Genomic DNA, 11,311 nt, shown 5'->3' on the forward strand with positions numbered 1-11,311 from the left:
GTCAAGGGCCTGCACTCCCTCTACCTACGGAAACTCATATGACAGCCAGTGTCGAAATTCCGGATATCGCATCCGGCCCGGCCGGCCAGCAGAAGAAGAAAGCGACCAAGAGCAGCGGCTCGGGTTTGGGCCGCTACCTGCTGGTCCGGTTCCTCCTCATCATCCCGACGGTGTGGATCCTCACCACGCTCGTCTTCTTCCTCATGCGGGTCACCGGTGACCCCATCACCGCCAGCCTCGGCGGTCGTCTGACAAAAGAACAGCTGGCCCAGCGCGTAGCTGAAGCCGGCTATGACCGGCCGCTGATCGTCCAGTACTTCGAGTACATGGGCAACCTGCTGCGGGGTGACTTCGGCACCACAGTGTCGGACAACCGCCCCGTCACGGAGGTTCTCGCGCAGTACGGCACAGCAACTCTGGAGCTTGTGCTGTTTTCGCTGGTTGTCGCGTTCATCGTGGGCATTCCGCTGGGCATGATCGCTGCGAAGTGCCGCGACCGCGCTCCCGATGCGGTTCTGCGTATCTTCGGCATCCTCGCCTACGCGACCCCGGTGTTCTTCATCGGTCTGCTTCTCAAGCTGGTCTTCGGTGTTCTGTGGCCGGTTCTGCCGGTGGCGGGCCGAGCTTCCGGAAGCACGGAGATTCTGCTTGACGGCGTTGTTGCGCCCACCCGCCTGTACCTGATCGATGCGCTGCGGATCGGCGACTTCGCCGCTGTCAACGACGTTCTGTCCCATGCCGTTCTGCCGGCTATCGCCCTGGGGCTGATCACCGGCGGTACGTTCCTGCGCCTGGTGCGCACCAACCTGATCGGCACCCTGGGTGCCCAGTACATTGAGTCGGGCCGTTCCCGAGGTGTCAGCGAGTTCCGTCTGACCACTCGCCACGCGTTCCGCCCGGCTCTCATTCCGATCGTCACCGTCATGGGCATGCAGATTGCCCTCATGCTGGCCGGTGCGGTTCTGACCGAAACGACCTTCGAATGGAAGGGCTTGGGCTTCCAGCTGTTCCAGTACTTGCAGGCGCGTGACTTCGTTGCAGTGCAGGGCATTGTGGTTATGTTGGCGGTCATCGTCGCGGTCACCAACTTCATTGTCGACATCATCGTCGCCTTCATCGACCCCCGAGTGAGGTACTGATGAGCACCCTCAACACTCCCGAAACCCCGTCAGCGGCACCCGCTGCCGGCAAGGACTCCGGCAGCTACGCACAGAAACCCTGGTGGAAGAAGCTGCCCGTCATCAGCCACGTGCTGCAGTCCTCCGGCCTGCAGCGCGGAATGCTGATCACCGGTCTCATCATCTGCGGCGTTGTGCTCATCTGCGCTGTGTTCGCCCCGCTCATTGCCCCGTACGGCTACGCCGACCTGGGCGATGAAAACGGTCGCTTCGCCCCGCAGCAGGGGCCTTCGGCCCAGCACATCTGGGGCACGACCGTCACCGGCTTCGATGTTTTCTCCCGCGTTATCTGGGGTGCGCGCACAGCGGTGTTCGTCATCGTGGTGGCAGTCATCGCGTCCGTGTTCCTCGGTGTGATCCTCGGTCTGCTGTCCGGCTACATCGGCGGGTGGCTCGACCGCGTGCTCGTGGTCGTGGCCGACGCGATCTACGCGTTCCCGTCGTTGCTGCTGGCAATCGTCATGACGATCGTCATCTCCGGCGGTCAGTCGACCGTCGTCGGCGGTGTCGTCGCCGCCGGAATTTCGATCACGGTGGTGTTCGTCCCGCAGTACTTCCGCGTGGTGCGGTCTGAAACGGTGCGCCTGAAGGCTGAGCCGTTCGTCGAATCCGCGCAGGTTCTGGGTGATTCCAACCTGCGGATCATCGCCCGCCACATCTACCCGAATGCCACCCGCAACATCCCGCTGATCTTCACCCTCAACAGCTCCGAGGCGATCCTCACGCTCGCCGCCCTGGGCTTCTTGGGCTTCGGCATTGAGCCGACCTCGGCAGCCGAATGGGGCTATGACCTCAACAAGTCGCTCTCAGATGTCACCTCGGGCATCTGGTGGACGGCCCTGTTCCCGGGCCTTGCGATCGTGTTTACCGTCATCGGGATCACGCTGGTCGGCGAATCCATGAACGACCTCAACGACCCGCGCCTGCGCCTGCGCAAGAAATCCCGCCGCAGCCGGAAGGCAAAGGAGAGCAAGAATGTCTGAACATCTGCTGTCTATTGAGGACCTCAACGTCACCTTCACCACCGACGCTGGTGATGTCGACGCCGTCAAGGGCGTAAGCCTCTCCGTCGACCCGGGTGAAGTGCTTGCGGTCGTCGGCGAATCCGGCTCCGGCAAAACCGTCACTGCAAAGACGATCCTGAGGCTGCTGCCGGAAACAGCGGTGGCCGACGGCGCTGTCCTCGTTTCAGGTGACAACGTCCTGAAGATGACGCCTGCTCAGCTGACCGCCATGCGCGGCCGCAAAGCGGCCATGGTGTTCCAGGAGCCGTCCACCGCGCTCAACCCCGTGTTCCCCGTGGGCTGGCAGATCACGGAAGGCCTGCGCGCGCACGACCCCAAGGCAAGCAAAAAGGACCTTCGGGCGCGCGCTGTCGAGGCCATGGAGAAGGTCGGCATCCCGCAGGCTGATGAGCGCTTCGACTACTACCCGCACCAGTTCTCGGGTGGGCAGAAACAGCGCATCGTCATCGCTATGGCACTGGCGCTGGGGGCCGACCTCGTGATTGCGGACGAACCGACAACAGCACTCGACGTGACGGTCCAGTCGGAGATCCTCGACCTTATGCGGTCGCTGAAAGATGAATTCTCCACCGGAATTGTGCTCATCACCCACAACATGGGTGTTGTCGCCGACCTCGCAGACCGAGTTGCCGTCATGTACCGCGGTGAGCTGGTCGAAGTCGCCGACGTGCGCTCGCTGTTTGCCAACCCGCAGCACGAGTACACGAAGTCCCTCCTGGCGGCAGTGCCGAAGATCCGCACGCTTAAGAGCGGCCCGGCCACCGGTACTGAGCCGACAAGCGCCTTGGCAGCGGACCGTGCGGCAGAGGACGTGGGAAAGGCCGCACAGCAGGCAGACCCCTTTGCCGACGCGAAGACCATCGTCAAGGCGCGCGGCCTCGAAATCACCTACCGCGGCGGCTTCGGCAAACCAGACTTCCAGGCCATCAAGGGCGTTGACTTCGACATCCGCGAAGGCGAGGTCTACGGCCTGGTGGGCGAATCCGGCTCAGGAAAAACCACGATCGGCCGTGCAATCGCCGGCCTGACTCGCGCCAGCGGAGGCTCCCTGCGGGTCTTCGATCAGGAAATGGTCGGATTCAAAGAAAAGGAATTCAAGCCGCTGCGCGAAAAGATCGGCTTCGTCTTCCAAGACCCCGCAGCCTCGTTCAACCCGCACCTGTCGATTGGCGACTGTATTGCCGAGCCCTTCCGGGTACACAGGCCGCGCATGAGCGAACGCGACCGCCGCAGCGAAGTCGTGCGTCTGCTCGATGCCGTGCAGCTGCCGGGCGAATACGCCGACCGTTATCCGCACGAACTGTCCGGCGGTCAGCGTCAGCGCTGCTCGCTGGCCCGCGGCCTGGCGCTGCAGCCCGAACTGGTCGTGGCAGACGAACCCACGTCCGCCCTCGACGTGTCCGTCCAGGCGCGCGTGCTCGAGCTGTTCACCCAGCTGCAGGACGAGTTCGGCTTCGCCGCACTGTTCATCAGCCACGACCTCGCCGTTGTCGACATGCTGTCAGACCGTCTGGGCGTGCTCTTCCACGGCGACCTGCTGGAAGAGGGCACCGGGGAACAGGTGCTCGGCGCACCGCAGCACACCTACACGCAGCGCCTCATCGCATCGCTGCCCGTTCCCGACCCCGTGGAACAGGAAAGCCGACGCAAGCTGGCACGCGCACTGCGCAGCTGAGGCCGCGAACCTCACCCGAGCAAACGACGAGGCGCCGCTCACCTTCCCAGGTGAGCGGCGCCTCGTCATTTGGGTTGAGAGGGGGCTCAGTGTCACATAAAGGTGCGCAGGCGGTCTTTTGCTTCGTCCGACAGGGGAGCGGAGCGGCGGGTGTTAATGTTCGTCAGCACCATGACCGAGGTTGCCTTCGCACGGACTTCGCCTTCGTTGATGAGCAGCTGCTCCAGGCCGATTGAGGAATTTCCGACCTTCGTCAGGCGCGTGCGGATTTCAACTTCGCCGGGCCACAGCACTTCAGCCAGGTAGTCGATGGTGATCGTCGCAAGAACAAAAGCGTCGTCCTCCGCGAAGATATCCTGCATCGACTGGATGATCTCCACACGACCGCACTCAAAGTAGGTCGCATAGACGGCGTTGTTGACATGGCCCTGCCTGTCAGTGTCGCCGTACCGGATCTTTTCAATTGCAACCAGCGGGAAATCGCTGGCCTTCGGCTGTTCGTCACTCATACGGTCAGTCTGCCATGACTGCCGAGCTCCGTGAGTACAGTGGGGTGCGTGAAGAAGTCGGACATTGTCATTGTCGGTGCCGGTGCTGCCGGCACGCAGGTCGCCCAGGTGCTGTCGCGTGCTGGCAAGACGGCCGTGCTTGTTGACCCGCGGGACGAACCCGTTGAGCTTCCGCCCCTGACCGACGGCCTGTTCGGGGAGGCGCTGACCGTCACGCCGCTGCCGGTGCCGGAGGGCATCCAGCGCATCACGGCAGAGGCCGTGCGCGTTGAACAGGGTGCTGTGCACCTGGCTGACGGGCGCGTGTTGGAGGCCGAATCGATTGTCATTGCCACGGGGCTCAGCCCGCGCCCCTCACCCATTCCGGGCGGCTTCACGGTCGGCTCGCTGCCTGGGGCGCAGGCACTGCGCGATGCTGTTGTCGGTAGGGGAGACCCCCTGCCGCGGCTGGGTGTGCTGGGGTCTGGTTTCTTGGCTCTTGAGATCGCGCGCTCCGCTGCCGACCTGGGTGCCGAGGTGGCACTCCACTTGCGCGGTGACCTTCCCCTGCCTGGGACCAGTCCGGAGCTGGGTCAGGCCGTGCTCGAACTCAACGAGGCTGCTGGCGTGCGCTTTGTTCCCCGTGACCCGAATCCGGATGCGGCGTCCGCCGATGTGTGGGCCGCCGCGGTCGGTTCGCGCCCCGTGGTCCCGGATTGCCCGTGGCCACTGACGTTCTCGGGTCGTCTGGCAGTGGGTGCTGATCTGCAAGTGGTGCCGGGCGTGTGGGCCATCGGCGACTGTGCTGAACCCGTGGAGGGGCCGAACGCTGGCCTGGGTGATGGAGGTGCGGAGCCGACCGCACTGTCCCAGGGGCTGTGGCTGGGCCGCGTCCTGGCCGGTGAAGACGTCGATGCCGAATGGCGCGAGGTGCCCTCCCGCTGGAGCTTCCAGGGCACCACCCGCGTGTTCACCGCCGGTGCTGCTTACCGGGTGTGCGATCCCACTCCCGTTGTTTTGGGCGATCCTGCCGCAGGCAGGGGGCAGCTGCTGTTCTTCAGCGGGCCTCACGATGACAGCGTGCTTCTTCGGGTAGAAACCATCGGCCTGCCACCGGCGCACAATGCCGCCAAGCGGCTGCTCGGATCCGTCCTGGCCGAAGGGCTTGACGCGATTGCGGACGGCCGTGACCTGCCGGGTGCTGTGACGCGTGCTGAAGCCGCGGCACCGGATTTTGATATGCGTGCCCGCTCGCGCCAGCCGGCGGGGCGAATCGCCTGAAAGCCACATGAGCACGGTTTATCCGACCACTCGGTAGAATCTTGGTGTTCATCAACGTCTAAGGAAGAGTCGCGCATTCATGTCAATGAGTGATTTCGCCGCTGAGCACTCACTCGAGCGGGTGGGCGCCAGGGCGCCGTTCTTCACCTATATGCGCGAAGTGTGGCGGCGGCGCGACTTCACGGCGACTCTGGCCCGCTATCGCATGCGCAGTGAAAACGAGCGCAACCGCCTGGGTCAGCTGTGGGTGCTCCTGCGCCCGTCGTTCTCCGCTCTCATCTACGGTCTGGTTTTCGGCTTCATCCTGGCCGGCAGCCGACCGCCGAACTTCGTGCCATACGTCATCATCGGCGTGTTCATGCTCGAGTTCTACAACTCGTCCATGAACGGCGGAGCCAAGTCGATCATCTCGAACACTTCCCTCGTGCAGTCCCTGCCGTTCCCGCGCATGGTTCTGCCGCTGGCCAAGGTGCTCGAAGAGTTCTTCAACTTCATTCCCACCCTGATTCTCATGGCGATTCTCGTCATCATCGGCGGTGACCTCCCGAACCTCCAGTGGCTGCTCATGATCCCGCTGGTGGCCCTGTTTGCAATCCTCAACACCGGGGTGGCGCTGATCTTCGCCCGCCTGACAGTGCACTTCCGCGACCTGAGCCAGATCACGCCCTACATTTCACGCATGATCTTCTACACCTCGGGTGTGTTCTTCAACCCCCTGACGCTCGTCGAAGGCCGGCCGATCCTCAAGGCCATCTTCGACTGGCACCCCCTGTTCGAGGTGCTGTCACTGGGTCGCGGCATCCTCATGGGCGCTTACGAAATCCACTGGAACTACTGGTGGCACCTGGCGGTGTGGGCGTTCGGCCTGCTGATCATCGGCATGGTCTTCTTCTGGCGAGCAGAGGAGCGCTATGGTCGAGAAAGCTGATATGGATTCCTCACCCCGCGAAGGCGAACCCGTTGTCGTCGTCGACGACCTCCACGTGACGTTCAAGACACTGGCCACGGGCAAACGCATGACACCCAGTCAGGCCGGCGGGCTGTTCCAGCGCAAACGCAGCTACAAGGAAGTCGAAGCCCTCAAGGGCGTGTCCTTCACCGCCAACGCCAACGAATCGATTGGCGTCATCGGAACAAACGGATCCGGCAAATCGACCCTCATGAAAGCGATCACCGGCCTCATCCCTCCCACGCAGGGAGCCGTCTACGCACGGTCCCGGCCCAACCTCTTGGGCGTGGGTGCCGCACTCATCCGCGATCTTTCCGGCGGCCAGAACATCATCCTGGGTGGTCTGGCCATGGGCATGAAGCGCGAAGAGATCGAAGCGAAATACGACGAGATCGTTGAATTCACCGGTCTGCAGGAATTCATCGACATGCCGATGCGCACCTACTCGTCCGGTATGACCGCCCGGCTGAAGTTCGCCATTGCCACGGCGAAGGACTATGAAATCCTCATCGTCGACGAAGCTCTGGCAGTCGGCGACCGCCAGTTCCAGAAGAAGTCCGAAGCCCGCATTCGCAAGATCCGCGAATCTGCCGGTACCGTCTTCCTCGTTTCGCACTCCATGCGGTCCATTCGCGACACGTGCAACAGGACAATCTGGATTGAAAAGGGCGTCCTCATGGCCGACGGCGACACCGAAGACGTCGTCAAAGAATACGAAGCACACAGGTGAGCTGCGTGAGCATTGACCTTTCCCAGCTGTGGGAACTCGATGAGCGTCCCGGCGTGTCCTTCATCATGCCGGTGCTCAACGAAGAGAGCCGGATCGAACGCGCCGTGCAGACGGTGCTGAACCAGGAGTACCTGGGGCCGAAGGAAATCGTCATAGGCTTGGGTCCTTCAACTGACCGGACAGCTGAAATCGCCGAGCGCATGGCCCGCGATGATGCGCGCGTCCACGTGGTGCACAACCCCGCGGGCGATACCCCCACGAGCCTCAACCTGGCGATTGCCGAAACCCGCTACCCGGTCATCATCCGGGTTGACGCGCACTCGGAACTGCCGTCGAACTACGCGGCGATCGGTGTTGACACTCTGCGCGAAACGGGTGCCGCGAACGTCGGCGGACTCATGCGCGCAGTGGGGGAGACCCCGTTCCAAAAAGCCGTTGCTCGTGCCTACATGTCGCCGATTGGCCTGGGCGGACCCGCCTATCATTCGGGTGCGCAGGCGGGCCCGAGCGAATCGGCTTACCTCGGAATCTTCCGCCGCGAAGTCTTCGACCTCCTGGGCGGCTTTGATCCCACCCTGCGCCGCGGGCAGGACTGGGAGCTCAACCTGCGTATCCGTGCGGCAGGCGGACTCGTGTGGTTCAACCCGGAACTCGTCGTCACCTACTGGCCACGCGCCGATATCCGCAGCGTGGCCCAACAGTTCTACGCAACCGGCAAATGGCGTGCCGAAATCGTGCGCCGCCACAGCACCCGCAACAGCCTGCGCTATTTTGCTCCGCCCGTGCTGGTTGCCGGCCTGGCGACCGCCGCAGTGGGAACAGCGCTGCAGGCCACCGGCGCGGCTCGTCGCCTGCCAAAGCCCGTGTGCTGGGGAATCGGCGCAGCGCAAGTCGGTGCCGCCTCCTACGCCGCCGTCGTGTCAGCGCTCGCGCTGACGGCGAAGGATGCTGACAAACAGGAGCGCGCAGCCTTCGCCGCGGCCGTGCCGACCATGCACATTGCGTGGGGAACCGGCTTCCTCAAGGGCATCGTCACGGGAGCCGACCACAGCGATGCCGACCGATCAAGAACAGAGGCGCGCGGCACCTCGGCAGAAGACAGGACAGAAGAACAGGACCGCCCATGAGCAAGAAGTTTGAGTTCGGCAAACAGCCGGCGAAAGGGTTCAACGCCCCGCTCATTGCGGGTGGGCTCGTGCTGGTGGGCATCCTGATTGCTGTGGCGGTCTTCGTTCTCACGCCCAAGGACCGCCTGACGGTTGACGGCCTCAACACACCTGCCGTGGCGGCACTCGGCGGAGGTTCGGACTCCCTGCCGGCAAATTCGCTTGAAGCGGTCGAAGAGAACGCCAAGTTCGGCTACCTCCCGGCGGTTGACCTGGCGAAAACCGCCGATGACGACCTCGTGCTGGCCAACGCCGAATCCGTGCAGGCGGACCTCAACCTGGCCCAGCCTTTGAACGAAACGCCAACCGACAAGTTCCTGTCGTCCAAGATCCCGCCTGCCAAGAGCAAAGACGGCAGCGGGGAGCATACCCGCCCGGGCACCCCGATTACCTTTGACGACGCCATGAAGCGCTACGGCAAGTACCTGGTGTTCGCACCCCGCGTGGAATCACAGGAAGTGCTCAGCGACGTCCTGGACATCACCGAAAAGCGCTCAGACCCGGATGCGCTCATTGTGCGCTCGACATCGCTCGAAGTGCTCAGTGCCGCCGAAGAAGCCGGCGCCACCGGCATGTACATTGGCGAAGTCACATCGACCACACCCGGGGAACTGAAAGAAGCCGGTGTTTCGATGGTCGCGCTGGAGGCCGGCGAAGAGGACCTCGACACGGACGCCTACGACAGCGCGGGAATTCGCGTGTGGGCTTCCGGTGTTGCCTCAGAAAAGCAGCTCAAGGCGCTTGAGCAGGACGGCATCTTCGGTGCGCTGACCACTGACCCCTTTACCGTCCAGCCGCCCGCTGTCAAAAGCAACAAGTGAAGCGCGCCCCGCGCTTTCACAGCTGAAGGAGAAACATGAGCCAGCCGCTCGGCAAACCCGCACACATCGGCAACCTCGACGCTTCGCAACTGGGCCCCCAGCCCACCTACCTGCCGGATGACCACCCGGATGTCGAGGCGCGCCGCCGCCTGGACGCCGGCGAAGAGCCCATCGACGTGGCCCACGACCTCCCGGCGTCCTGCCTGGCATGGGCCGAACTGTCAGACGAAGCCTTCTCCGAGGGCCGCCTGGTGGACTCTTACGCCTACGCCCGCGTGGGCTACCACCGTGGCCTCGACGCTCTGCGTCAGGCTGGTTGGCGCGGTGTCGGTCCGATTCCGTACTCCCACGAGGTCAACCGCGGCTTCCTCCACGCCCTGTACAACCTGGGCCGGGCCGCCGCCGGCATCGGCGAAGCAGAAGAGGCCCAGCGGATTGAGAAGTTCCTCCGCGACTCCGATCCGGAGGCCATTGACCGCATCGGCTCTGGAAGCTGACGAGGCGCCGCTCGCCTTAGCCTGTGACTGACCGGGGCTGTTCCTGACGTGTGGGGCAGCCCCGGTTTCGTCTGCCGGCGGGGAGTTCGTGGGCCCGTCAGTGCGCAGTGCCCCGCATCACATTTCTGCCCATCCGATAGAATGGGGTGGCAACGGCGGTCATCCGCCTTTTTGTATGCGCTGAATGTGCGAAGAAGTCAACGTGAGGTGACGAATGCCTGCAATCGTGGTCGTCGGTGCCCAGTGGGGCGACGAAGGCAAGGGCAAGACCACAGACATCCTGGGTACCCAGGTCGACTACGTCGTGAAGCCCAACGGCGGCAACAACGCCGGGCACACGGTGGTCGTCGGCGGTGAAAAGTACGAACTCAAGCTGCTGCCCGCAGGTATTCTGTCGCCGAATGTCACACCTGTGATCGGCAACGGCGTCGTCGTCAACCTCGAAGCGCTGTTCAATGAAATCGACGGTCTGGAAGCACGCGGTGCTGACACCTCGAAGCTCAAGATCTCCGCCAACGCGCACCTGGTGGCACCTTTCCACCAGACGCTGGACAAGGTTACGGAGCGCTTCCTGGGCAAGCGCGCAATCGGCACCACCGGCCGCGGAATCGGCCCCACCTACATGGACAAGACCGCACGCCTGGGCATCCGCGTGCAGGACCTGTTCGACGAATCGATCCTGCGTCAGAAGATCGAAGGCTCCCTGCGCCAGAAGAACGAACTTCTGGTCAAGGTGTACAACCGCCGCGATGTCACGGTCGACGAAATCATGGAGTACTTCGCGCAGTACCGCGACCGCATTGCGCCGATGGTGGCGGAAACCGAACTGCTGCTCAACAAGGCACTCGATGAAGGCAAGGTCGTCGTCATGGAAGGCGGCCAGGCCACCATGCTCGATGTCGACCACGGCACCTACCCGTTTGTCACGTCGTCCAACCCCACCGCCGGCGGTGCCTGCGTCGGCTCCGGCGTTGGCCCCACCCGCATCAACCGCGTCGTCGGCATCGTGAAGGCCTACACCACCCGCGTGGGTGCTGGGCCGTTCCCCACGGAGCTGTTCGACGACATGGGCGAATACCTGCAGAAGCAGGGCGGCGAATTCGGCGTCAACACCGGCCGTCCGCGCCGTTGCGGCTGGTTCGATTCAGTCATCGCCCGCTACGCAAGCCGCGTCAACGGCTTCACCGACTATGTGCTGACCAAACTCGACGTGCTCGACGACCTGGACGAAATCCCGGTGTGCGTGGCCTACGACGTCGACGGTCAGCGCTTCGATGAAATGCCGATGTCTCAGTCGGACTTCCACCACGCCAAGCCGATCTACGAAACCTTCCCCGGCTGGAAGGAAGACATCTCCGGCTGCCGCACTTTCGATGACCTGCCGAAGAACGCACAGGACTACGTGCTGGCGCTCGAGCGCATGTCCGGCTGCCGAATCTCGGTCATCGGCGTGGGCCCCGACCGCGAACAGTCGATCGTTCGCCACGACCTGCTGGACTGA

At 63.5% G+C, this 11,311-nt stretch carries 11 protein-coding genes; 10 read left to right on the forward strand and 1 reads right to left on the reverse strand.

Features of this window, described 5'->3' with window-relative positions; translation table 11 throughout:
* Positions 1-38: 38 nt before the first annotated feature.
* Genes Bravens_RS09135 through Bravens_RS09145 form a run of 3 tightly spaced genes read left to right on the forward strand, consistent with a single transcriptional unit; the run spans position 39 to position 3,878 of the window.
* Positions 39-1,139 (forward strand): ABC transporter permease, encoded by a 1,101-nt coding sequence (locus tag Bravens_RS09135; protein WP_062022681.1) that lies wholly within the window; start codon positions 39-41, stop codon positions 1,137-1,139.
* Positions 1,139-2,161 carry an ABC transporter permease gene (locus Bravens_RS09140; protein ID WP_062022684.1) on the forward strand — a complete coding sequence of 341 codons (1,023 nt, stop codon included), beginning with the start codon at positions 1,139-1,141 and terminating at the stop codon, positions 2,159-2,161. The genes Bravens_RS09135 and Bravens_RS09140 overlap by 1 nt, the downstream gene beginning before the upstream one ends.
* Positions 2,154-3,878 (forward strand): dipeptide ABC transporter ATP-binding protein, encoded by a 1,725-nt coding sequence (locus Bravens_RS09145; protein WP_062022687.1) that lies wholly within the window; start codon positions 2,154-2,156, stop codon positions 3,876-3,878. Before Bravens_RS09140 ends, Bravens_RS09145 begins: the two co-directional genes overlap by 8 nt.
* A gap of 92 nt (positions 3,879-3,970) precedes the next feature.
* Here the strand turns inward: Bravens_RS09145 and Bravens_RS09150 are convergent, their stop codons facing one another.
* Positions 3,971-4,387, reverse strand: coding sequence for an acyl-CoA thioesterase (locus Bravens_RS09150; protein ID WP_062022689.1), 417 nt, complete (start codon positions 4,385-4,387; stop codon positions 3,971-3,973).
* Between the two features lie 48 nt (positions 4,388-4,435).
* Here Bravens_RS09150 and Bravens_RS09155 point away from each other — a divergent pair, with 48 nt between their 5' ends.
* The 7 genes from Bravens_RS09155 to Bravens_RS09185 all read left to right on the forward strand — a co-directional run bounded on the left by Bravens_RS09155 (position 4,436) and on the right by Bravens_RS09185 (position 11,311).
* Positions 4,436-5,647 (forward strand): FAD-dependent oxidoreductase, encoded by a 1,212-nt coding sequence (locus Bravens_RS09155; RefSeq protein WP_062022692.1) that lies wholly within the window; start codon positions 4,436-4,438, stop codon positions 5,645-5,647.
* A 79-nt stretch (positions 5,648-5,726) separates the two neighbouring features.
* Positions 5,727-6,575, forward strand: coding sequence for an ABC transporter permease (locus tag Bravens_RS09160; protein ID WP_062022694.1), 849 nt, complete (start codon positions 5,727-5,729; stop codon positions 6,573-6,575).
* Positions 6,559-7,326, forward strand: a complete 768-nt coding sequence (locus tag Bravens_RS09165; protein ID WP_062022697.1) for an ABC transporter ATP-binding protein — start codon at positions 6,559-6,561, stop codon at positions 7,324-7,326. Before Bravens_RS09160 ends, Bravens_RS09165 begins: the two co-directional genes overlap by 17 nt.
* 5 nt (positions 7,327-7,331) lie before the next feature.
* On the forward strand, positions 7,332-8,453 hold the full coding sequence (locus Bravens_RS09170; protein WP_062022700.1) for a glycosyltransferase family 2 protein: 1,122 nt from the start codon (positions 7,332-7,334) through the stop codon (positions 8,451-8,453).
* The gene (locus Bravens_RS09175) at positions 8,450-9,313 is read left to right on the forward strand and encodes a hypothetical protein (protein ID WP_062022703.1); all 864 of its coding nucleotides are present in this window, start codon (positions 8,450-8,452) and stop codon (positions 9,311-9,313) included. Before Bravens_RS09170 ends, Bravens_RS09175 begins: the two co-directional genes overlap by 4 nt.
* A gap of 35 nt (positions 9,314-9,348) precedes the next feature.
* Positions 9,349-9,810 carry a DUF3151 domain-containing protein gene (locus Bravens_RS09180; protein ID WP_082791114.1) on the forward strand — a complete coding sequence of 154 codons (462 nt, stop codon included), beginning with the start codon at positions 9,349-9,351 and terminating at the stop codon, positions 9,808-9,810.
* Between the two features lie 214 nt (positions 9,811-10,024).
* Entirely contained in the window at positions 10,025-11,311 is a 1,287-nt protein-coding gene (locus tag Bravens_RS09185) for an adenylosuccinate synthase (RefSeq protein ID WP_062022706.1), read from the forward strand.

This window comes from Brevibacterium ravenspurgense, assembly GCF_001584615.1.
GTDB lineage: Bacteria > Actinomycetota > Actinomycetes > Actinomycetales > Brevibacteriaceae > Brevibacterium > Brevibacterium ravenspurgense.

Bases quoted from the DNA above. Each gene is read 5' to 3' on its own strand.
- Bravens_RS09135 (WP_062022681.1), top strand. From the start codon at position 39: ATGACAGCCAGTGTCGAAATTCCGGATATCGCATCCGGCCCGGCCGGC.
- Bravens_RS09140 (WP_062022684.1), top strand. From the start codon at position 1,139: ATGAGCACCCTCAACACTCCCGAAACCCCGTCAGCGGCACCCGCTGCC.
- Bravens_RS09145 (WP_062022687.1), top strand. From the start codon at position 2,154: ATGTCTGAACATCTGCTGTCTATTGAGGACCTCAACGTCACCTTCACC.
- Bravens_RS09150 (WP_062022689.1), bottom strand. From the start codon at position 4,387: ATGAGTGACGAACAGCCGAAGGCCAGCGATTTCCCGCTGGTTGCAATT.
- Bravens_RS09160 (WP_062022694.1), top strand. From the start codon at position 5,727: ATGTCAATGAGTGATTTCGCCGCTGAGCACTCACTCGAGCGGGTGGGC.
- Bravens_RS09165 (WP_062022697.1), top strand. From the start codon at position 6,559: ATGGTCGAGAAAGCTGATATGGATTCCTCACCCCGCGAAGGCGAACCC.
- Bravens_RS09175 (WP_062022703.1), top strand. From the start codon at position 8,450: ATGAGCAAGAAGTTTGAGTTCGGCAAACAGCCGGCGAAAGGGTTCAAC.
- Bravens_RS09180 (WP_082791114.1), top strand. From the start codon at position 9,349: ATGAGCCAGCCGCTCGGCAAACCCGCACACATCGGCAACCTCGACGCT.
- Bravens_RS09185 (WP_062022706.1), top strand. From the start codon at position 10,025: ATGCCTGCAATCGTGGTCGTCGGTGCCCAGTGGGGCGACGAAGGCAAG.